Here is a 20,954-nt window from a genome sequence, read left to right as displayed (position 1 = left end):
ACTTCTAAGCGCGGGGCGCTTGGGTGTTGGCGATGTGCTCCCTGGGGGAGCGAAGCTGAGTTTCTTGTTTTGATGTTTTTTGTTCAGGAACCAGGGGTTGCGGCGGGGAGGCTGCATCGTCTGGGACTGATCACTTCTGGAGGCAACGATGGACTTCGACATGATTGAAACGGAAATGCAGGACGGCACCATCATCAAGGTGGTCGGCGTCGGCGGCGCGGGCGGTAACGCCGTGCAGCACATGATCAACCGCGGCGTGCAAGGCGTGGAATTCATCTGCATGAACACCGATGCGCAGGCGCTCAAGCGTTCGACCGCTTCGCGCGTGCTGCAACTGGGCAGCACGGGCCTGGGCGCCGGTGCCAAGCCGGAAGTCGGCAAGCACTGCGCAGAAGAAGCCCGTGAGCAGATCGCCGATGCACTGCGCGGCGCGCACATGGTCTTCATCACCGCCGGCATGGGCGGTGGCACGGGCACGGGCGCGGCACCGGTGGTCGCGCAGATCGCCAAGGAAATGGGCATCCTGACCGTGGGCGTGGTCTCCAAGCCGTTCGACTTCGAAGGCGCACGCCGCGCCAAGATGGGCGAAGCCGGCGCGAACGATCTGGAAGGCAACGTCGATTCGCTGATCGTCGTGCTCAACGAAAAGCTCTTCGAAGTCATGGGCGATGACGCCGAGATGGACAAGTGCTTCCAGTGCGCCGACGACGTGCTGCACAACGCCGTGGCCGGTATCGCGGAAATCATCAACGTCGACGGTCTGGTGAACGTCGACTTTGAAGACGTGAAGACCGTGATGGGTGAGCAGGGCAAGGCGATGATGGGTACGGCTACCGTGTCCGGCGTCGACCGTGCACGCCTGGCCGCTGAGCAAGCTGTTGCAAGCCCGCTGCTGGAAGGCGTGGACCTGTCGGGCGCGCGCGGCGTGCTGGTCAACATCACGGCCAGCCGCTCGCTCAAGCTGTCGGAAACCAAGGAAGTGATGAACACCATCCGCAGCTATGCCGCGGAAGATGCCACCGTCATCTTCGGTACGGTCTACGACGATGCCATGGGTGATGCCCTGCGCGTGACCGTGGTTGCCACGGGCCTGGGCCGCGCTGCCCGCAACAAGCAACAACAGCAACAGACGATGACGCTGCTGAAGACCGGTACCGACAACCAGCCGGTGGCCTTTGGCGGTGGCGCCATGGGTCATTCGGTGGCGGCCGCGCCGGACTACAGCAGCTTCGACACTCCGGCCGTGTGGCGCAGCTCGCGTGAGTCGGCATCGGCTCACGTGGCAGCACTGCAGGAAAAGGGCGTCGACACCTACGACATTCCGGCATTCCTGCGCAAGCAGGCTGACTGACCGGGCAAGTTGCCCGCGCACGTCCGGCTGCCGGTGGCACCCCATGCCGCGTGCGGCTCACGGCTCCCCTCCCGTGACCGCCGTTGTGTGATGGCCTGCCGCTGAACAGCCGACAGCGCGCGACGAACCGGACACAGTCGTTGCCGCCGGGCGGGCTGGCCTCTGGCCGCCTCCCCGGAAGGGTTCATCCCGCCCGGCGGGTGTGCCCGTTCGTCGTGCCGCGCGCGGTGCGATGGTTCTGATGTGGTTGTCTCCCAAGACCGCCCGCGTGATCTCCTCACGCGGGCGGTCTCGTTCTTAAAACCTGTTCGTGATCCTGCTGCGCGGCCTGATCTTGGTCCTGCGGTGCTCCCCGTACCCGTGTACGGTTGCGCTTCTCAAACCAAGCTCAGACCACTCGCCACGGATCGCGAACAGGTTTTATGATCGCGGTATCAGTGCGCAAAACGATTCGTCACCATCATGATCCAGCCTGGTCAACCACTTCCCGACGCAACGCTGTACGAGTTCTTTGAAGTGGAAAAGGACGGCTGCGCGCTCGGACCCAACGCCTTCTCGGTCGAGCACCTGGCTGAAGGCAAGACCGTCGTCATCTTTGGCCTGCCTGGAGCCTTCACGCCGACGTGCTCGGCGCGGCATGTTCCCGGCTACGTGGCGAACTACGACGCACTGCGCGCCAAGGGCGTCGACGAGATCTGGTGTGTGTCGGTCAACGATGCCTTTGTGATGGGCGCATGGGCCCGCACACAGGGCTCCGACGGCAAGGTCCGCATGCTGGCCGACGGCAGCGCAGAGTTCACGCGCAAGCTCGGCCTGGACCAGGATCTCTCCAAGCGCGGTATGGGTGTGCGCTCGCAGCGCTACGCGATGGTCGTGAAAGATGGTGTGGTAACAGCGCTACAGGTGGAGGCGCCGGGGCAGTTCGCCGTCAGCGATGCGGAATCGATCTTGGCGATACTCTGACGCCACGCCAAAACCCTCCAAATGGCGGAGTCCAGCCCGCCAAGCGTGCCGCCGCAAGACTGATGCGGCATCCGCAGGCCATTCGCGCACGTTAAGGTTGAGCAGAATACGGAGACCCCTAACATCCCGATACAAAAGTCGCTTTGAAGGCTGGGGTGTGAAAATGGTATGATTAGGGTTATCACCTATGCTAACCGCATAGAAAAAAACAATCGCAGAATATCCGTGAGTTGAGGGCGGCCATGTTGAAACAACGCACCATCAAGTCCGTCGTCAAGACCGTCGGCATCGGGTTGCATTCCGGCCGTAAGGTGACGTTGACGTTGCGCCCGGCAGCCGCAGGCACCGGCATCGTGTTTACGCGCGTCGACCTCGACCCGGCTGTTGAGATTCCCGCCAGCGCCAGCGCCATCGGCGATACCCGCCTGGCTTCCGTGCTGCAGAAGGACGGCGCCCGCGTGTCGACCGTCGAGCACCTGATGTCGGCGTGCGCTGGCCTGGGTATCGACAATCTGTATATCGACGTCGATGAGGAAGAGATTCCCATCATGGACGGCAGCGCAGCCTCGTTCGTGTTCCTGCTGCAATCGGCTGGCATCGAAGAGCAGGGTGCGGCCAAGCGCTTCATCCGCGTGACCAAGCCGGTGGAGATCCGTGAGGGTGACAAACTTGCCCGCCTGGACCCGTACTTCGGCTTCAAGCTCGCATTCACGATCGAGTTTCGCCATCCGGCCATCGACAAGACGGGGCGTACCTTCGAAATCGACTTTGCCGATACCAGCTACACGCGCGAGATCGCCCGTGCGCGCACCTTCGGGTTTGCGCATGAGTTCGAGATGCTGCGTGAAGTGGGCCTCGCGCGCGGCGGCAGTCTGGACAACGCCATCGTGCTCGACGAACACCGCATGCTGAACAACGACGAACTGCGCTACGGCGACGAGTTCGTCCGCCACAAAATTCTCGACGCCATTGGCGATCTGTACGTGGTGGGTCATCCGCTGATCGCGGCCTACACGGCGCACAAGTCGGGACACGGCCTGAACAACGCACTGCTGCGCGCGCTGCTGGCAGACGAAACGGCTTACGAGATCGTCACGTTCGACAAGCTGGAAGAAGCGCCGCGCGCCTTCCTGCCACAGTTGCAGCCGGCGTTTTCCTGATTGGCTGCCTCAGTTGTAAGCATGAAAAAAGCGCCCTACGGGGCGCTTTTCATTTGGGTGCCGTGCGCGGCGGGACATGCCGTGCAACCATCTCCGCCAAGGCCTGGCGCAGTGGCGAATCGGGCAATTCGTTGGCCAGTGTCGCTAGGCTGTTGAGCCCAACTGCTGTCATCTTGGCGCGTTTGGGCGGCTTTTCGGTCTCTTGTGGCCATAAGCTGTCATTTCCGCCCTGCGGTTGTACCCGTACACGAATTGCGGTAATCTGCGATCCCCGGCGTTGCAGACGCTCCAGCAAGGTGGGCACCACCTGCCGTAAGCGCGCCGCAGCCGCACTATGTGCGGCGAGCAACACCAAGGTCGCTTCTCGGCTGTCGCGCGCATCGTTCTTGATGCCACCGATCGCCACGCCGCCGCCCAAGCCGGGCGGCAAGAGCGACAACACCTCCGCTTCCAACGACGCCAATTGCTTGGCCGCCTGCATCAGCGGGCCGACCGAGCCGGCACCCGAGAGCCAGTCTTGGACCGGTTTTGCTACGGGCGTCTTGAGAGCGGGATGAACAAAGATTCGCATGCCGGCATTGTAGGGCGCTTCATTGCGCTTTCGTGCCGTTGGGCGGCTTTTTTGTCCCTTCTTGGGGCCATGGGCGAGCGATGCAGATCATCCTGATTCATCCGCGCAAGACTGGCGCGGTGCACCTGTCGCGGCGCAGTGTCGTCGCGGCGATTGGTGCGGCGCTGCTGGCTGTTGCGGCATTGTCGGGCGGGGCGATGTGGTTGGCGGTCAAGCAGGGCCTAGTCCCTGGCGCAGCCCTGTCCGGTACCTCCGGTGCCGACTCCAGCGTGACCCGCCAAAACCTCAACCTGATGGCTGCGCGCATCGGTGAAATGCAGGCGCAGATGGTGCGCCTGGATGCGCTGGGTGCACGCGTGTCGGGCCTGGCCGGCGTGCCGCCGCGCGAGTTTGACTTCAAGTCGCAGCCTGGACGTGGCGGGCCTGAGGGCGTGTTCTCCCGGTCGATGTCGATGCCGGAGATTCAGTCCGAGCTTGACCGTTTGACGCGCTCGGCAGACCAGCGCAACGATTACCTCAGTGTGCTTGAGAGCACACTGATGGACCGCCAGATCCACGCCAAGATGATGCCGACGGTGCGCCCGGTAGCGGTTGGCTACGACTCGTCGGGCTTTGGCGCGCGCATTGATCCATTCACCGGCCGGCGCACGCAGCATGACGGCGTGGACTTCGTTGCACCCGTGGGCACGCCTATCGTGGCGGCAGCCGGCGGCGTGGTGGTGGCCAGCGAATACCGCAGCGACTACGGCAACATGGTCGACATCGACCACGGCAACGGCCTGAAGACGCGGTATGCCCACGCATCCAAAGTATTCGTGAAGATCGGTGACATCGTTAAGGCAGGTGAGCGCATCGCGCTGGTGGGCCGCACCGGCCGCGCCACCGGGTCGCACCTGCACTTCGAGGTGCACGTCAATGATGTGCCACAGAATCCGGTTGCCTTCCTGGAAAACGCCGGTCAACCCAAGATGGCCGTGACCAAGGCGCCAGCTCCGCAGGTTGCAGCGGCCGACATCGGCAAGAGCATGACGGCCGCCGGCCACTGACTGCGCCGGGTTGCAATTGGGGTGCCCGTCCCCAGATCAGCGTGAGTGTGCGGTTGCCGGCCGGATTCCGGCGGGCTTCCGTGCTGTGCCAAAGTGCGGCGTTCCTGCCACATCTGGCCGGTCCGCTGCCATCAAACGGGGGTTTTGCCCATGCTAAACTCCCGCCTTTGCGCCAACCCTATTCGGGCCGTTGCGCCGCCTGCGTTTCGCGGTCTTCCGCGAGGTGTTTTCCGGGTGGTTCGTCGGCCCTAGCCATCGATGATCACGGGCCTTCTCAAGAAGATTTTCGGCAGCCGTAATGAACGGCTGATCAAACAGTACCGCCGCAAGGTGGCGCAGATCAACGCGCTCGAGCCGAAGTTCGAGGCGCTCTCCGATACTGAGCTGCAGGCCAAGACCGAGGAGTTCCGCCAGCGCTTTGCCAAGGGCGAGACGCTGGATGCGCTGCTGCCCGAAGCGTTTGCCGTGTGCCGCGAGGCCAGCAAGCGCGTCATGAAGATGCGTCACTTCGATGTGCAGATGATCGGCGGCATGGTCCTGCACGACGGCAAGATCGCTGAAATGCGCACGGGCGAAGGCAAGACGCTGACGGCGACCCTGGCGGTGTACCTGAATGCCATCTCCGGTCAGGGCGTGCACGTCATCACGGTCAACGACTACCTCGCGCAGCGTGATGCGGAGTGGATGGGCCAGCTCTACAACTGGCTGGGCCTGTCGGTGGGGGTCAACCTGACCACCATGGACCACGACCAGAAGCAGGCCGCGTACGCATCGGATATCACCTACGGCACCAACAACGAGTTCGGCTTCGACTACCTGCGCGACAACATGGTGTACGACGCCGGCCAGCGCGTGCAGCGTCCGCTGAACTACGCCATTGTCGATGAGGTGGACTCGATCCTGATCGACGAGGCACGTACTCCGCTGATCATCTCCGGCCAGGCCGAAGACCATACCGACTTGTACCGCCGCATGAACGGCATCCCGGCGCAGCTCACGCGTCAGATCGGTGAAGAAAAGGCCGATGGCACGGGCGTTGAAAAGCCGGGCGACTACTACGTCGACGAAAAATCGCACCAGGTCTACCTGACCGAATCGGGCCATGAAAAGGCCGAGCAGATCCTGCTGCAGGCTGGCCTGATCGGCGAGGGTGAATCGCTCTACGCGCCGCAGAACATCACGCTGATGCACCACCTGTACGCCGCCTTGCGCGCGCACAGCCTGTTCTTCCGTGATCAGCACTACGTGGTGCAGAACGGTGAAGTGGTGATCGTTGATGAATTCACCGGCCGCCTGATGACGGGGCGCCGCTGGTCCGACGGTCTGCACCAGGCGGTGGAAGCCAAGGAAGGCGTGCAGATCCAGCAGGAAAACCAGACGCTGGCGACCATCACGTTCCAGAACTACTTCCGCATGTACACCAAGCTGGCCGGCATGACCGGTACGGCCGATACGGAAGCGTACGAATTCCAGGAGATCTACGGCCTGGAAACCGTGGTGATCCCGACCAACCGCACGCCGCAGCGCAAGGACTTGCAGGATCAGATCTACAAGACCGGCAAGGAACGCTACGACGCGGTCATCCGCGATATTCAAGATTGCTACGAGCGCGGTCAGCCGGTGTTGGTGGGCACCACGTCCATTGAAAACTCTGAGCTGCTGTCGAACCTGCTGAACCAGGTCAAGCTGCCGCACCAGGTGCTTAACGCCAAGCAGCACGAGCGCGAGGCCGCCATCATTGCTGAAGCGGGCCGGCCCAAGGCGATCACCATCGCGACCAACATGGCCGGTCGTGGTACCGACATCGTGCTGGGCGGCAACGTGGAGAAGCAGTCTGGCTTCGTGATGGCTGACGAGTCGCTCTCTGAGGCGGAAAAGGCCAAGCGCGTGAAGACGCTGCAGGACGAATGGCAGTCGCTGCACGAGCAGGTGAAGGCCGCGGGCGGTCTGCACATCATCGGCACCGAGCGTCATGAGTCGCGCCGGATCGACAACCAGCTCCGTGGCCGTGCGGGCCGTCAGGGCGACCCGGGTTCGTCGCGCTTCTACCTGTCGCTGGATGACCAGTTGCTGCGCATCTTCGCGGGCGACCGCGTGCGCGCCATCATGGACCGCCTGAAGATGCCCGAAGGCGAGCCGATCGAAGCTGGCATCGTGACCCGCTCGATCGAATCGGCCCAACGCAAGGTGGAGGGCCGCAACTTCGATATCCGCAAGCAACTGCTGCAGTACGACGACGTTGCCAACGACCAGCGCCGCGAAATCTACAAGCTGCGTAACGAGATCCTCGAAGCAGGTGATATTGGCGATGTCGTCAAGAACCTGCGTGAATCCGTGTTCACCGAGCTGTTCCGCAGCTACGTGCCAGCGGAAACGATGGAAGAGCAGTGGGATGTCGCCGGGCTGGAGAAGGCGCTGCGTGATGACTGGGGTGTTGACCAGCCGTTGGTGAAGACGCTGGAAGACGCGCAGTCGATCGAAGACGAACAGCTGCTGAAGATGGTGATGGACGCCGCCGAAGCGGTGTACGAAGGCAAGGTGGCACAGGTTGGCCGCGAGTCCTTCGCCGGCTTCGAGCGTTCGGTGATGCTGCAGAGCCTCGACACGCACTGGCGCGAGCACCTGGCTGCGCTGGACATGTTGCGCCAGGGTATCCACCTGCGCGGCTACGCGCAGAAGGACCCGAAGCAGGAGTACAAGCGCGAGTCGTTCGAACTGTTCGGTCGCCTGCTCGACACTATCCGCAACGAAGTCACGCGTATCGTCTTCACGGTGCGCATCCAGTCGCAGGAGCAACTGGAGCAGGCTTCGGAGCAGATCGAAGAAGACCTCTCTGCGCTGAGCAACGTGCAGTACAAGCACGATGAATTCAGCGAACTGGCCGAAGTGGCCGCGGGCGATGCTGAGATTCACGGCGCAACGCCGGGCATGGCGGCGCCGCGTTCGGCTGCATCGGCGGCTGCCGCCGCGCTGGCCGGCGAGGTGCCCAAGGTCGGCCGCAACGATCCGTGCCCGTGCGGCTCCGGCAAGAAGTACAAGCAGTGCCACGGCAAGCTGGCCTGACGCTGTCTAGAACCTGTTTTCTGTTGATTCACGATGCCCGCACTGCGGGCATCCTCATTTGAAAGGTGTGCTCCATGGCTGTGAATCTCGTTGCGCCCGCCGCAGACTCCCTGTTGCCGATCGATGGTGTGGACCTTGGCTGGGCCGAGGCCGGTGTGCGCAAGGCCAATCGCAAGGACGTGCTGCTTGTGCGCATCGCCGAGGGTTCGAGCGTGGCCGGCGTGTTCACGCAAAACCGCTTCTGCGCCGCGCCTGTACAGGTGTGCCGCGAGCATCTGGCGAGTGGCAAGGGCGCACGTGCCATCGTCGTGAACACCGGCAATGCGAATGCCGGTACCGGTGCACCGGGTCTCGCGCATGCACGTCAGACGTGCGATGCGGTGGCTAAGCTGCTGGGCGTGTCGGCGGAACAGGTGCTGCCGTTTTCGACCGGCGTGATTCTCGAGCCGTTGCCGGTGGACCGCATCGTCGCCGGGCTGCCCGCCGCGCAGGCCAACGCGAAGCCCGACAACTGGCTGGCCGCTGCTGAGGCCATCATGACCACCGATACCGTACCCAAAGCGGCGTCCGCCACGTGCACGCTGTCGGGCAAGACCGTGCGCATGTCGGGCATCAGCAAGGGCGCGGGCATGATCCGCCCGAACATGGCGACCATGCTTGGCTTTATCGCCACCGACGCCAATGTGGATGAGGCCGTACTGCAAGGCTTGGTGCGCTACGCGGCCGATCACTCGTTCAACAGCGTGACGGTGGACGGCGATACGTCGACCAACGATTCGTTCGTCGTGATCGCCACGGGTCGTGCCGGCACGCCGCGTATCGATTCCGAATCGCACCCCGACTACGCCGCACTGCGCGAAGCACTGACGGGCCTTGCGCAAGACCTCGCACAGAAGATCGTGCGTGACGGCGAAGGCGCCACCAAATTCATGGCCATTCAGGTGGAAGGCGGGCGCAATGTCGAAGAGTGCCGTCAGATCGCCTATGCGGTCGCGCATTCGCCGCTGGTCAAGACCGCGTTCTACGCGTCGGACCCCAACCTGGGCCGTATCCTGGCCTCTGTCGGCTATGCCGGTGTGAACGACCTCGACGTGAATGGCGTCAACCTGTGGCTCGACGACGTGTGGGTCGCCCGTGACGGTGGCCGCAACCCCGACTACCGTGAAGAAGACGGCCAGCGCGTGATGAAGCAGGCTGAAATCACCGTGCGCATCGCGCTTGGCCGCGGCGACGCCACTGCCACCGTGTGGACGTGCGACTTCTCGCACGACTACGTGTCGATCAACGCGGACTACCGCTCGTAATCCGGAGCCAGCCGCCATGTCGTCTGATCTTTCCGCACGGCTTGACCGTTTCCTGGGGCGGCTCGAGCAATGGCTGCCCCCTGAGCTGACCGAAGCTGACTGGAGCGAGGCGGTTGCCTTCCGCTGGCGCAAGCGCCAGAGCCTGTTCGGCAACATCGGCTATCTGGCGCCGATCCGCCAACTGCCGCCGATCCATCTGAGCGATCTGCACAACATCGAGCGCCAGAAGGACGCCATCGTGGCCAATACGCGCCAGTTCGTGCGTAAGCTGCCGGCCAACAATGTGCTGCTCACCGGCGCGCGCGGCACGGGCAAGTCGTCGCTGATCAAGGCCTGCCTGAACGAATTCGTGAAGGAAGGCCTCCGTCTGGTGGAAGTCGACAAGGATGACTTGGCCGACCTGGGCGACATCGTTGAACGGCTCTCCACGCGCCCTGAGCGCTTCGCGATTTTTTGTGACGACCTCTCGTTCGAAGAGGGCGAGTCGGGCTACAAGGCGCTCAAGTCTGCGCTGGACGGCTCGGTGGCGGCGCAGTCGGACAACGTGCTGATTTACGCCACGTCCAACCGGCGCCACCTGCTGCCGGAATACATGAAGGACAATGAGACCTATCAGCACACGGCGGACGGTGAAATCCATCCGGGCGAGGTGGTGGAAGAGAAGATCTCGTTGTCTGAGCGTTTCGGGCTGTGGTTGTCGTTCTACCCGCCCAAGCAGGACGAGTATCTGACCATCGTCGGCCACTGGCTCAGGCACTTCGGCTGCAGCGACGAAGACATCGCCGCCGCACGTGGCGACGCGCTGGTGTGGGCGCTGGAGCGCGGTTCGCGTTCAGGCCGTGTGGCATGGCAATTCGCCCGCGACTGGGGCGGCAAGCATGGGCGGCAGCATGTCGGCTGACAACATGATGCTGGTGCCGCCGACGCATACCCCCGACGGCCGCAAGATCACCGAAGTGGCTGTGGGCGTGCTTGTGCAGCCGGACGGTCAGTTTCTGCTGGCGCAGCGCCCCGAAGGCAAGCCGTATGCGGGCTACTGGGAATTCCCGGGCGGCAAGCTTGAGGCGGGCGAATCGGTGGAAGCGGCGCTCACGCGCGAGCTGAAGGAGGAGCTGGATGTCACGCTGCGCACCTGCGTACCGTGGCACACCATCGAGCACGACTACCCGCACGCGTATGTGCGATTGCACTTCTGCAAGGTGACGTCGTGGGAAGGCACGCTGCGTGCGCTGGAGGGCCAGGATTTCGCTTGGCAGACGCTGCCGATCAGCGTCGATCCGGTGCTGCCGGCGACGCTGCCAGTGTTCGAATGGATGCGCGAAGAAGCGACGGCTAGTTGAGCTTGCCGCTCGTATCACCACCCGGTGCGTCGGGCAGATCGTCGTCTTCCACCACGGGGATCGTGTACTGCTCGGCTGCCCAGGCGCCCAGGTCGATCTGTTTGCAGCGTTCAGAACAGAACGGGCGGTAGCGGCTCTCGGATACCCAAGGGACTGGCTTGCCGCAGGTCGGGCATTTGACGGTCTTCACATTCATGGCGCGGCTCAGAAATTGCAGAGCTTGAGCTGGAACGGGATATCCGCGTCGACCGGCTTGGGGCGCAGGTCACCATCCTGCTGGGTGAAGCGCACCCAGAGCATGTACTTGTTGGCGCTGATCTCAGGAATGAACCCCAGCGCTGATTCATCCAGGCGCACCTGCATGAGCTGGTATACGCGGCCCGACAGCATCTGCTGATAGCTACCCGTGTTGGCAATGACCTTGCCACTCTGGCCCGATTCGCGCAGCAGGCGCAGCACGATCATCGTGGCGTCGCGCAGCGGCACCAGGGGCTGGGCCCATTTGATGATGTCGGCGCGGCGCCGCTCAGGCAGATGATGCTGCCATGCAAAATACGCCGGCAGATCGAATTCACACGTTCCGCCCGGGATGATGGCGCGGCTGCGGATGCTCGTCAGCCACTCGTTCTCGGCGATGAGCTGGCCGGCCTTGCCGTGCGTGGCGGTGAGGTTGCCCGAGGCGGTTTCCAACTCGCTGATGACGGCGTCGAGGGCATCCTGGTCAATCTGCGGATTGGCGCGCAGCGCGGTGAGCGTCTGGCGCTGGCGATCGAGTTCTTTGAGCAGGTCGGATTTGAGGTCGGCGCGGCCCGCTACGTCGACCACCTCGAACAGCGTGGTGAGCGCCACATGGTGCTGCAGCGGGTGTTCCTGCACGAGAAAGAAATCCAGCCGCTCGAACAGATCTTCGAGCCGCAGCAGCGTCCGAATGCGTTCGTTGAAGGGATATTCGTACAGGATCAAAACTTGGGTGCCCGATTTGGCTGGCACGAAGCCCGTTTGGCTTCGATCTGCCCGCATTCTATGCGAGACCCTCGCGCATCACAATGCAAAGGGGCCACAAGGCCCCGTTCTGCCGCCTTTCAGATGGTTTCAGCTCGTCCGCCAGGCCTGGTCCAGTCGGTCGATCTGCGCAAGGAGGTCGGCCAGCGTGCCGCTGTTGTCGATCACGTCGTCGGCGGCAGCCAAGCGGGCTTCGCGGGAGGCCTGGCGGGCAATGATTGCTTCGACCTGCGCACGCGGCAGGCCATTGCGGGCGATCACGCGGTCAATCTGGGTTTCGACCGGGCAATCGACCACCAGGATGCGGTCGACCAGCGTGCGCCAGCTGTGATGCCCTGCCAGCGATTCCACCAGCAACGGAACGACGTAGACGAGGTACGGATGGGCCTCCGATGCCTGCGCGGCTGCGCCACGTGACAGGGCGATCTCCCGGATCAGCGGATGCGTGATCTGCTCGAGCCGCGTCTTGGCTGTTGCATCGGAGAAGGCAAGGGCGCGCATGGCGTCGCGGTCCATGGCACCGTCGGCACGCAAGATGCCGGGGCCGAAGGCTGCGACCAGTTGGGGAATGGCAGCTCCGCCCGGCGCGCTGATCTCGTGGGCGATGGCATCGGTGTCGACGATGGCGGCACCGCGCTCGGCCAGGCGGTCTGCCACGTAGCTCTTGCCGCTGCCGATGCCGCCTGTCAGGCCGATCACGCGCATGTTGATGGTGCCGTTACGGTGCCAGCAGGGGCCCGAGCCCCGTCAGCATGACCAACTGCGGGCCAGCCAGCAAGGCGATCACGCCGGCACCTGCGATGAATGGCCCGAATGAGAAGGGCGTTTCGCTGCTGATGCCGCGTGCCATGCGAAACAGCCCGAAGACCAGCCCCACCACCGAAGACAGCAGCACGAGCAGCGGCAGCGCCTGCCAGCCGAACCACGCGCCTAGTGCGGCCATCAGCTTGAAATCGCCATAGCCCATGCCCTCGCGGCCGCGCAGCAGCTTGTAGGCCCAGTAGATCGACCACAGGAAGAGGTAACCGGCCATTGCGCCGATCACTGCGTCGTGCAGGTGCGCGAACATGCTGAACAGGTTCACGCTCAGTCCGAGCCACAACAGCGGCTGGGTGACGGCGTCCGGCAGCAGTTGGGTGTCGGCGTCGATCATGGTGCCGGCCACCAAGAACCACAGCAGCACGGCCGAGGCCACCGCCACCCAGGTCGGCCCAAAGTGCCAGAAGCAGGCTCCCGTGAGCAGGCCGGTGGCCAGCTCAACCGCAGGATAGCGCCATGAGATCGGCGTCTTGCAGGCGCTGCATCGCCCGCGCAGCGCCAGCCAGCTCACCACGGGGATGTTTTCAACGGCCTTGATCTGGTGACCGCAAGACGGGCAGGCCGAGCGTGGCACGACCAAGTTGTACGCGTCAGGATGCGGGAGCGGTTCCTCGCGCAGCTCGGCGATGTAGTTGGCTTCCTCGCGCTCGATCATGCGGGGCAGCCGGTGGATCACCACGTTGAGAAAGCTGCCGACGAGCAGGCCAACCAGCCCGCCCGCTCCAATCACAAACCACGCTGGCAACTGCGCCAGCGTAGGGATGACAAACATCTCGGGCATCAAACCACCTGGCCCAGCTTGAAGATCGGCAGGTACATCGCCACCACCATGCCGCCGATCAGCACGCCCAGGATCACGATGATGATCGGCTCGATCAGCGCGGAGATGTTCGCCACGGCGTCGTCGACTTCGCGCTCGTAGAACTCGGCCACCTTGAGCAGCATGCTGTCCAGCGCGCCGGATTCCTCGCCGATCTGCGTCATCTGCAGCACCATGTTGTCGAACACGTGGGTGGCCTGCATGGCGTTGGTCAGGCTGGTACCGATACGCACGGCCTGTTGAATCTCGATCGTGGCGTCGTGGTAGATCCAGTTGCCGGCGGCACCCGCCACGGATTCCATCGACTCCACCAGCGGTGTGCCGGCCGCAAACATGGTGGCCAGCGTGCGCGTCCAGCGAGCGATGGTTGCCTTGCGGATGATGCTGCCGAAAATCGGCATGCGCAGGATCCAGCGGTGCGTGGAGCGCTGCACGTTCTCAGAGCGCTTGAAGGCCCGCACGAATAGCACGATGCCGATGATGGGGGCGAAGACGATGAGGTACCACCACTCCACGAAGAAGTCGGAGATGCCCATGACCACCAACGTCGGGGCCGGCAGCGTAGCGCCGAAGCTCGAGAACACCCCCTTGAACGCCGGAACCACGAAAATCATCAGCACCACCGTTACCAGGAAGGCCACCGTCAGCACCGAGATCGGGTAGATCATGGCCGACTTGATCTGTGCCTTCAGCGCAAGCGACTTTTCCATGTACATGGAGAGGCGCTCGAGCAGGGCATCGAGAATACCCCCCTGTTCACCGGCATCGATCAAGTTGCAGTAGAGCGTGTCGAAGTACTTCGGATGACGGCGGAACGCGGCCGCCATGCTGCTACCCGACTCGATGTCGACGCGGATTTCCGTCAGCAACTGCGTGAAGTTCGGGTTGGCGTGGCCCTTCGCGATGATGTCGATGGATTGCAGTAGTGGCACACCGGCCTTCAGCATGGTCGAGAGCTGGCGCGTGAAGTACGCCACATCCTTCGGCGTGATCTTCTTGCCGCGGGCGGCACGGCGGCGCTTGGATTTGGTGATCGACAGGCCCTGCTTGCGCAGGACGGCATTCACCTCGGTGATGCTCTCGGCGCGCATCTCGCCCTTGAAGATCTTGCCTTTGCGATCCTTGCCTTCCCACTCGAAGATGTACTGCGTGGGTGCCTTCGTCTTGGCGGTCTTGCGTGACGGCGCGGCGGCCGCGCGGTTTGCGGCAGGTGCTCGTGTGGCCATGGTTGGTTCCTACCCCCCGGTATGGGAACGATTGATCGAGAAGGTTATTGGTTCGTCGTGGCCAGCACTTCCTCGAGGGAAGTCAGCCCCTGCTTCACTTTCCTCAGGCCCGATTCGCGCAGCGACAGCACGCCATCCTTGCGCGCCTGTTCGGCGATCTGCAGCGCTGTGCCATGCGTCAGGATGATCTCCTGGATCGCCTCGGTGATCGGCATGACCTGATAGATACCGACCCGGCCCTTGTAGCCGCTGCCATTGCAGGTCTCACAGCCGACCGGATGGTACGGTTGCCAGGAACCGTCGAGGTCCGCCTCGGTAAAGCCGGCGTCGAGCAGCGTTTCCCTGGGCAGTGGCCCGGGCTTCTTGCAATCTTTGCACAGCCGGCGCCCCAGGCGCTGCGCCGTGATCATCAGCACCGACGATGCAATGTTGAACGGCGCCACGCCCATGTTCATCAGGCGGGTCAGCGTGGTTGGCGCATCGTTGGTGTGCAGCGTGGAGAACACCAAGTGGCCAGTCTGCGCGGCCTTGATCGAGATGTCGGCCGTTTCCAGATCCCGGATTTCGCCCACCATGATGATGTCCGGATCCTGCCGCAGGAACGATTTCAGCGCCGCCGCAAAGGTCAGCCCAGCCTTGTCGTTCACATTGACTTGGTTGATGCCGGGCAACTGGATTTCCGCCGGGTCTTCGGCCGTGGAAATGTTGATGTCGCCCTGGTTCAGCTTGTTCAGGAACGTATACAGCGACACCGTCTTGCCTGAGCCCGTCGGCCCCGTCACCAGCACCATGCCGTAAGGGCGCTTGATTACATCCAGCAGCAACTGCTTCTGCTCGGGCTCGTAGCCGAGCTGGTCGATGTCGAGCCGCTCGGTGGACGATTCCAGAATCCGGATCACGATCTTCTCGCCGAACAGCGTTGGCAGTGTCGACACCCGGAAGTCGATGGCGCGCTCGATCGTCTCCTTGTTGTCCTTATCCTTGCGGTCTTTCGGGACGGTGATGAGCAGCTTCATGCGGCCGTCCTGCGGCACGCGTTTTTCCGAGATGTCCAGGCGCGAGAGCACCTTGATGCGGGTGGCGATTTTGTCGCGGATATCCAGCGGCGGCTGCGCGACCTGGGCCAGGATGCCGTCGATGCGAAAACGCACGCGGTAAAACGTTTCAAACGGCTCGAAGTGCAAGTCCGACGCGCCGCGCAGCAGGGCTTCGGTAAAGAGTTTCTGCAGGAAGCGCACCACGGGTGCATCGTCGATGCCGTCTGCTGTGGTGCGGCGCGTTGCGGCGGCAGCCCCCGGGTCGTACTCGATCTGCTTCGCTTCCTGCATGGGGAAAAGCGACTTGATCTCGGCCGGCGCCTCGTTGGCAAGGCTCAGTTGGCGCACCAGCTTATCGTGCTCGACGATGACCGTTTCGATGGCCACGTTCATTTTCTGGCGAAGCTCTTCGATCGGCTTCGGATCGCTCGGGTCGGACGTGGCCAGGATCAGGCGGTTATCGCGGCGGCCCAACGGCAGCAGGCGCAGTTGCGCGAAGTGCTTGTTGGCCGTGAGCACGGCCGGCACGGTGTCGAGCTTGTACTGGGCCAGGTCCAGCAGTGGCATCTGGTACTTGCCCGCTACGAACACGGCCAGGTCGTGCGCGCTCATGATCCCGCTGCCAACCAGTTCGTCGATCAGCTGCGTGCGCTTCTCGCGCGCGCTCTGTTCCAACTGGGTGAGTAGCGTCGGCGCGATCCGCCGGCTCTGTGCTAGAGCGAGTCCGAGTGTCATGAGTCCAGTCTGTCAGGCTGCAGCCGACCATTTCAGCGCACACCCAGCCCCACCGCCGAGAGTGTGCGCCCGCCCCCCAAGGCGAGTGTGTTCTATGTTTGCAGCCGGTACCCCACCCATTCGTGGGGGGTGGTGCCCGGAACCGGGGCAGTTTGCCGACCGCCCCTGGATTTGTAAAGCGCACATCAGCGCGCAGCTTGCATTTGTGCCACATCGGCAGAAAACCGCCCGGGCTGAAGTATTCGACCCGGTTTCTGTCTTGCGAGTGGTCTCAGCTACGCTTGGACGCCACTGGCCGGTGCAGGCGCACAGTGCGGATCGATTGGCTGTCCATCTGCACGATATCCATGACGCACCCGGCAATCTTCACGCTGACCGTCGCCTCGGGAATCTCCTCCAGCACTTCCAGGACCAGTCCGTTGAGCGTCTTCGGGCCGTCGGTCGGCAGGTTCAGGCCCAGGCGCCGGTTCAAGTCGCGCAGCGACATGCCCGCGTCAGCAAGATAGGCGCCTTCGGCGTCCCAGGCTTGCTTGCCGGCGCTCGGCAGCGTGGTGGTGAACTCGCCGATCATCTCTTCGATGATGTCTTCCAGCGTGACCAGCCCCAGCATGTCGCCGTACTCGTTGACGATCAGGCCGATGCGGCGGCGATTTTCCTGAAAGTACTGTAGCTGCCGAAACACGGGCGTGCCGCTCGGCACGAAATACGGCTGCGCCAGCAGTGCACGGAAGTCGTCATGCGTGAGCTCGGTGTCGCCCAGCAGCGACAGCACCTTGCGCACATGCAGGATGCCGATCACCTGGTCGCTGTCCTGCTCGAACACGGGCAGCTTGTTGTGATAGCAGGTCTCGAGCTGCTGGATCACCTCGTCAATCGGGCGCGACAGGTCGAGTGACTCGACGCGGGCGCGCGGCGTCATCACGTCATCCACAGTGATGGCGTCGAGGTCGAACAGGTTGAGCAGGATGCTGCGGTGCTTGTGGGGGATGAAGTTGCCCGATTCCAGCACTAGGGTGCGCAGCTCCTCGGTCGACATCCGTTGCTCCGGCGCGGCTTTCGTGTTGATGCGTGCCAGGCGCAACACCCCCATGGCGAAGGCGTTGACCACGGCCACCAGCGGCATCGTGATCTTCAGCAGCGGTGCGATGACGAAGCTTGCCGGAAACGCAATACGCTCCGGATACGTTGCCCCGACGATCTTGGGCGCGATCTCGCAGAAGATGATGATGAGGAAAGCGACCACTGCCGTGGCGATGGACAGCGTCGTCCCGCTATTGCCGAAGTAGTGGATGGCAAGGGTGGTGATCAGCACCGGCACGGCGGTATTGATCAGGCTGTTTCCGATCAGGATGAAAGAGAGCAGCTTATCGGTCTGGCCGAGCAATTGCTGTGTATTGCGCGCGCCCGAGACGTTGGACTTGGCGAGATGACGCAGGCGATGGCGGTTGAGCGCCATCATCGCGGTTTCGGAAATCGAGAAGAAGGCGGAGCAGCACAGCAGCAGCGCGACGGCGCCGATTTGTGCCCAGAGCGGCCAAGAGTCCAAGGTGGGGGAGGGTGAGCGGCGAGGGGCCCACTATAGCAGAGGGGGTTTGCGGCAGATGTACCCATGTCGGCTCGGCTTGCGTCGGAGGCGACTCTAGAAATTGCGCACAAACGAAAAAGCCGAATCAACATGCAGTTGATTCGGCTTTCATAATCTGGTCGGGGTGAGAGGATTCGAACCTCTCGTGACCCACGGCAAATCAAGGCCCGGAGGGCGATGTGTCGGCGGCTTCCGCTGTGCTGGTTGACACAGAGCGACGATACCACACAGCGGGTGCTGTGCGGTGGGGAATACATGAGGGGGCGCAGAAGACGCCTTTCACCATAAGTGATTTATGAGGCGCTTCACCGGGCGGAATCAAAGCACTGGGTAGGTAGGAAAAAGCTAGCAGGGAGACGCCGTGCTCAGAAATCGTCGGTTTCATCGGGTTCGGACGCTCCATCTTGCAACAGAAGCTGCTCAACGAGTTCCGCCGCGACCTGAACCGCTGCGGACTGTCGGGCCAACGCTGCTCGCGCGGCCTCTAGGGCGGACTCGCCTTGCCTTTGTGCCCTGGCTGCGTATGCCATTACCTCTCGCTCAATCTCGCGGCGCTCGGCTTGTAGAAATGCCTGCGGCTCGAACCGGTGCCCCGTGATGTCCTTGTGCTCTAGGTGGCTGCCCCGGTCGTCGGCCTCTTTCCGCCTCTCTTTACCCGGCCCTTTCTCGTAAGCGGCCAGGATTGCCTGGGACGTAAACATTAGGGGCTTCACGACCCCGGATGCTTCGATCTCATCCCTTAGGGCAGCCCATTTCACAAGACCGGAAACCTGTGCGGGCCGGGAATAGGAGTCCAGCCCTACGGCATCTAGCCACTGGCGACGGACGACAGCATCGCGGGGAGCTTTGTCTCGCATCTCGATGATGGCCTTGCCGACCTCTTGATATGCGTCGCGGGCAGCGGCTGCCAGTGCAAAAAGTCTCACGGTGGCCTCCCGCGCCTTCAAAGTGGTCGGCCCCATGCCTTGGTCACCTTGCGCAAGGGGTGCCGCCTCGTGCTCGCCTGTCGTGTAATCAGGCTGGTCCCACGGAAAAGGCTGGTCGTCCAGTTTGTCCGGGTGGTCGGGGTGGCTCGGTAGTGCCGCGAATAGTGCGGCGTCCTCCGGCTTGCTCTTGCGTGTGCTCATGGGGTTACGCTTTGTTTGGGCGTCACGTCCGGCTCTGCGATCTCGGCCCATCCAGTTACAACAACATCCGGAGAACTCGCATACCGCGCAAGCATCTTTAGTCTGCCCCCGGGGTCCATTTGGGTGAACACCCTGCCTGTCAGGCCCGCAGCTTCAAGGGCAGCATCGGCCTTAGCGTGGAGATCGTCTGCGGTACTGTCGAGCTTGCTGATATTGCAGCGTCGGCAGATGAACGCTACGTTGCCCGGCCGATACGGCCCAGCCGGATCAATGCAGTCCAACGTCGGCCCGTTGTCGTTCGTGAAATAGACCCCGCAGGCTTTGCACGCATCTGTCCGGATAGACCTCAAGTGTTCCACTGTGATGGTTGGGCGGGGCCACCCACGCTCGCGGGACCGCGCGGCGGCTCTGCTGATGTGGTACCGCTCCGGATTGTCTCTATTCCACTGTGCCGCCCGCTTCTTCGAGCACACCCGGCAGTAGGTCTGCAATTTGTCCGCCGTTGTCTTGTGTGGGGAGAACTCGCTAGCCGGTTTGGTTGTGTTGCAGTCGGGGCAGTGCTTGTGGGGCGCCATGTTCATTGAGCCTGCTCGCTGTTTACAGCCGACTCGATCATCCAGCCCTGAAGCGCCGACCGAAGTAGCTCAACATGATGGGGCGGGCAGGGGCGATGTCCCGCTGCAGGGTTCACCTGCTCATTGAGCAAGGCGGCTCCGCGCCGTACGAGGGTTCGATAGGACACCGTTAGTCCATGTTCCCGTCGCAGGGCGCGTTTGGCAGCCGTTGCTGCAAAGCGGACGTGCTCAATGGTGCAGGGGGGAAGTTCGGTCACTGCTGCGATTCGCGTGTCGGTAATCATGTGCTGTCAGACCTCGGTGTCATCGTTGGTGCGTGCCCTGCGTACTGCCAATGCCCGGATGGCCTCAAGCATTTCCGCCCCGCTCAGGCTATCGTTGCGCCAAATCGCGGATTCCGCTTCGCGCCTCGGGTCGGCGTAGGGGTCAACTGCCGTTTCCGTGATCTCCATGCCCGCCAGTGCTCGCGCTGCACCCTCTGTGATGTGCCGTGCCGCTGCCTGCTGGCTAAAACTCTTGGCGCCGGTTGGTCCAAGACTGTCGCGGATCAAGGCTTTTCGATGCCGCCTATCGATGTCCTCCAGCCTTCTGGCTATTCGCGCCGCTTGGCTGGCCCTTTGCACCTGTAGCGGGATGTGGCGTAGGTTGACCCGATTCTGTTTCTTGATCTCGTACTGCCGCCTGCGGGTTTCGCGATTCCCTTCGATGTCCCCGTGGTACGCCTCGGCTGCTTTCGCTTTATGCAGGCGATGCAGTGGATGTGCCAGCGGCTCGGGCGCCAAAAAGGCTTGTCGGCTCGTTCGTAGTAGTGATCTCGGTCCAGTGGCTTCTCGCGCCTACACGTTCCACATACGCGCGTGGTCGGCAGCGGAAAGAACCTCAGCGGAATGGTCGTAATGGGCATGGCGACTCCGAAGCATTGCGCGGGCCTATCCCGCGAGCCGAAGAGGACCCACCGGGCTCGATAGGTCTTCTTCTTACCCCGGCTACAGTGGGTCAGGCATGCACGCACATGTACGGGGCAGGGCGGATCATGCTTTGTTCTAGCGCCCAGTCGCGAAATACTCGATCAGTTGCAACAGGTACTAGTCCGATAGTCGAGCGGGTTGAGCGCGGCGCCCCGCAAGGGCTACAAGGAAGTCGGATTTTGTCGCTGTGCCCAGCCGTGGGGACTTCTATTGGGGAAACCCCCAGGCACTTGCGGTACCGTTTCGGGTCACGTGGGATTCT

General features: G+C 62.9%; 18 protein-coding genes. 8 read left to right on the top strand and 10 right to left on the bottom strand.

The genetic code is table 11. The features are described from left to right. Positions 1 to 148 precede the first annotated feature (148 nt). The 3 genes from ftsZ to lpxC all read left to right on the top strand — a co-directional run bounded on the left by ftsZ (position 149) and on the right by lpxC (position 3,474). Positions 149 to 1,351 carry a cell division protein FtsZ gene (ftsZ, locus tag JHD73_RS18925; RefSeq protein WP_199031776.1) on the top strand — a complete coding sequence of 401 codons (1,203 nt, stop codon included), beginning with the start codon at positions 149 to 151 and terminating at the stop codon, positions 1,349 to 1,351. Between the two features lie 462 nt (positions 1,352 to 1,813). After that, the gene (locus tag JHD73_RS18920) at positions 1,814 to 2,314 is read left to right on the top strand and encodes a peroxiredoxin (protein ID WP_199031775.1); all 501 of its coding nucleotides are present in this window, start codon (positions 1,814 to 1,816) and stop codon (positions 2,312 to 2,314) included. A 242-nt stretch (positions 2,315 to 2,556) separates the two neighbouring features. Continuing rightward, positions 2,557 to 3,474, top strand: coding sequence for a UDP-3-O-acyl-N-acetylglucosamine deacetylase (gene lpxC / locus JHD73_RS18915; protein ID WP_039599895.1), 918 nt, complete (start codon positions 2,557 to 2,559; stop codon positions 3,472 to 3,474). 49 nt (positions 3,475 to 3,523) lie between these two features. Here lpxC and JHD73_RS18910 read toward each other — a convergent pair whose 3' ends face one another. Continuing rightward, complete coding sequence (locus JHD73_RS18910; protein ID WP_199031774.1) at positions 3,524 to 4,045, bottom strand: DciA family protein; 522 nt, start codon at positions 4,043 to 4,045, stop codon at positions 3,524 to 3,526. An 80-nt stretch (positions 4,046 to 4,125) separates the two neighbouring features. Between JHD73_RS18910 and JHD73_RS18905 the strand changes: the two genes are divergently transcribed. From JHD73_RS18905 to JHD73_RS18885, 5 genes are all read left to right on the top strand, one after another. After that, entirely contained in the window at positions 4,126 to 5,091 is a 966-nt protein-coding gene (locus JHD73_RS18905) for a M23 family metallopeptidase (protein ID WP_199031773.1), read from the top strand. 258 nt (positions 5,092 to 5,349) lie between these two features. Next, the gene (gene secA / locus JHD73_RS18900) at positions 5,350 to 8,154 is read left to right on the top strand and encodes a preprotein translocase subunit SecA (RefSeq protein ID WP_199031772.1); all 2,805 of its coding nucleotides are present in this window, start codon (positions 5,350 to 5,352) and stop codon (positions 8,152 to 8,154) included. A gap of 74 nt (positions 8,155 to 8,228) precedes the next feature. Next, entirely contained in the window at positions 8,229 to 9,458 is a 1,230-nt protein-coding gene (gene argJ / locus JHD73_RS18895; protein WP_199031771.1) for a bifunctional glutamate N-acetyltransferase/amino-acid acetyltransferase ArgJ, read from the top strand. Positions 9,459 to 9,474: 16 nt separating this feature from the next. Beyond that, on the top strand, positions 9,475 to 10,359 hold the full coding sequence (locus JHD73_RS18890) for an ATP-binding protein (RefSeq protein ID WP_199031770.1): 885 nt from the start codon (positions 9,475 to 9,477) through the stop codon (positions 10,357 to 10,359). Next, a complete protein-coding gene (locus JHD73_RS18885; protein ID WP_199031769.1) occupies positions 10,349 to 10,798 on the top strand; it encodes an NUDIX domain-containing protein in 450 nt (149 codons plus the stop codon). Before JHD73_RS18890 ends, JHD73_RS18885 begins: the two co-directional genes overlap by 11 nt. Here JHD73_RS18885 and yacG read toward each other — a convergent pair. The 9 genes from yacG to JHD73_RS18840 all read right to left on the bottom strand — a co-directional run bounded on the left by yacG (position 10,791) and on the right by JHD73_RS18840 (position 20,506). Then, a complete protein-coding gene (yacG, locus tag JHD73_RS18880) occupies positions 10,791 to 10,994 on the bottom strand; it encodes a DNA gyrase inhibitor YacG (RefSeq protein WP_104657216.1) in 204 nt (67 codons plus the stop codon). The two genes, JHD73_RS18885 and yacG, sit on opposite strands and share 8 nt — an antisense overlap. An 8-nt stretch (positions 10,995 to 11,002) precedes the next feature. Then, positions 11,003 to 11,761 (bottom strand): cell division protein ZapD, encoded by a 759-nt coding sequence (gene zapD / locus JHD73_RS18875; protein ID WP_199031777.1) that lies wholly within the window; start codon positions 11,759 to 11,761, stop codon positions 11,003 to 11,005. Positions 11,762 to 11,890: 129 nt separating this feature from the next. Further along, a complete protein-coding gene (coaE, locus tag JHD73_RS18870) occupies positions 11,891 to 12,505 on the bottom strand; it encodes a dephospho-CoA kinase (RefSeq protein WP_199031768.1) in 615 nt (204 codons plus the stop codon). Positions 12,506 to 12,518: 13 nt separating this feature from the next. Beyond that, positions 12,519 to 13,400: an A24 family peptidase gene (locus tag JHD73_RS18865; RefSeq protein WP_269848294.1), complete on the bottom strand. Its 882-nt coding sequence runs from the start codon at positions 13,398 to 13,400 to the stop codon at positions 12,519 to 12,521. Continuing rightward, a complete protein-coding gene (locus tag JHD73_RS18860) occupies positions 13,400 to 14,665 on the bottom strand; it encodes a type II secretion system F family protein (RefSeq protein WP_199031766.1) in 1,266 nt (421 codons plus the stop codon). Before JHD73_RS18860 ends, JHD73_RS18865 begins: the two co-directional genes overlap by 1 nt. 44 nt (positions 14,666 to 14,709) lie before the next feature. Further along, on the bottom strand, positions 14,710 to 16,437 hold the full coding sequence (gene pilB / locus JHD73_RS18855; protein ID WP_199031765.1) for a type IV-A pilus assembly ATPase PilB: 1,728 nt from the start codon (positions 16,435 to 16,437) through the stop codon (positions 14,710 to 14,712). 271 nt (positions 16,438 to 16,708) lie between these two features. Next, the gene (locus JHD73_RS18850; protein ID WP_199031764.1) at positions 16,709 to 17,983 is read right to left on the bottom strand and encodes an HlyC/CorC family transporter; all 1,275 of its coding nucleotides are present in this window, start codon (positions 17,981 to 17,983) and stop codon (positions 16,709 to 16,711) included. Positions 17,984 to 18,387: 404 nt separating this feature from the next. Beyond that, entirely contained in the window at positions 18,388 to 19,149 is a 762-nt protein-coding gene (locus tag JHD73_RS18845; RefSeq protein WP_199031763.1) for a hypothetical protein, read from the bottom strand. A gap of 865 nt (positions 19,150 to 20,014) precedes the next feature. After that, positions 20,015 to 20,506 (bottom strand): hypothetical protein, encoded by a 492-nt coding sequence (locus tag JHD73_RS18840; protein WP_199031762.1) that lies wholly within the window; start codon positions 20,504 to 20,506, stop codon positions 20,015 to 20,017. Between the last annotated feature and the right edge of the window lie 448 nt (positions 20,507 to 20,954).

Source organism: Ralstonia sp. ASV6 (assembly GCF_016429285.1).
GTDB classification, from domain to species: domain Bacteria; phylum Pseudomonadota; class Gammaproteobacteria; order Burkholderiales; family Burkholderiaceae; genus Ralstonia; species Ralstonia flaminis.
Note: the sequence above shows the minus strand (reverse complement) of the source record. Positions and strands in the feature narration are given on the sequence as shown.

Bases quoted from the DNA above. Each gene is read 5' to 3' on its own strand.
- ftsZ (WP_199031776.1), top strand. From the start codon at position 149: ATGGACTTCGACATGATTGAAACGGAAATGCAGGACGGCACCATCATC.
- JHD73_RS18860 (WP_199031766.1), bottom strand. From the start codon at position 14,665: ATGGCCACACGAGCACCTGCCGCAAACCGCGCGGCCGCCGCGCCGTCA.
- lpxC (WP_039599895.1), top strand. From the start codon at position 2,557: ATGTTGAAACAACGCACCATCAAGTCCGTCGTCAAGACCGTCGGCATC.
- JHD73_RS18865 (WP_269848294.1), bottom strand. From the start codon at position 13,400: ATGCCCGAGATGTTTGTCATCCCTACGCTGGCGCAGTTGCCAGCGTGG.
- JHD73_RS18920 (WP_199031775.1), top strand. From the start codon at position 1,814: ATGATCCAGCCTGGTCAACCACTTCCCGACGCAACGCTGTACGAGTTC.
- JHD73_RS18845 (WP_199031763.1), bottom strand. From the start codon at position 19,149: ATGAGCACACGCAAGAGCAAGCCGGAGGACGCCGCACTATTCGCGGCA.
- secA (WP_199031772.1), top strand. From the start codon at position 5,350: ATGATCACGGGCCTTCTCAAGAAGATTTTCGGCAGCCGTAATGAACGG.
- pilB (WP_199031765.1), bottom strand. From the start codon at position 16,437: ATGACACTCGGACTCGCTCTAGCACAGAGCCGGCGGATCGCGCCGACG.
- JHD73_RS18910 (WP_199031774.1), bottom strand. From the start codon at position 4,045: ATGCGAATCTTTGTTCATCCCGCTCTCAAGACGCCCGTAGCAAAACCG.
- JHD73_RS18885 (WP_199031769.1), top strand. From the start codon at position 10,349: ATGTCGGCTGACAACATGATGCTGGTGCCGCCGACGCATACCCCCGAC.
- JHD73_RS18890 (WP_199031770.1), top strand. From the start codon at position 9,475: ATGTCGTCTGATCTTTCCGCACGGCTTGACCGTTTCCTGGGGCGGCTC.
- JHD73_RS18905 (WP_199031773.1), top strand. From the start codon at position 4,126: ATGCAGATCATCCTGATTCATCCGCGCAAGACTGGCGCGGTGCACCTG.
- coaE (WP_199031768.1), bottom strand. From the start codon at position 12,505: ATGCGCGTGATCGGCCTGACAGGCGGCATCGGCAGCGGCAAGAGCTAC.
- argJ (WP_199031771.1), top strand. From the start codon at position 8,229: ATGGCTGTGAATCTCGTTGCGCCCGCCGCAGACTCCCTGTTGCCGATC.
- yacG (WP_104657216.1), bottom strand. From the start codon at position 10,994: ATGAATGTGAAGACCGTCAAATGCCCGACCTGCGGCAAGCCAGTCCCT.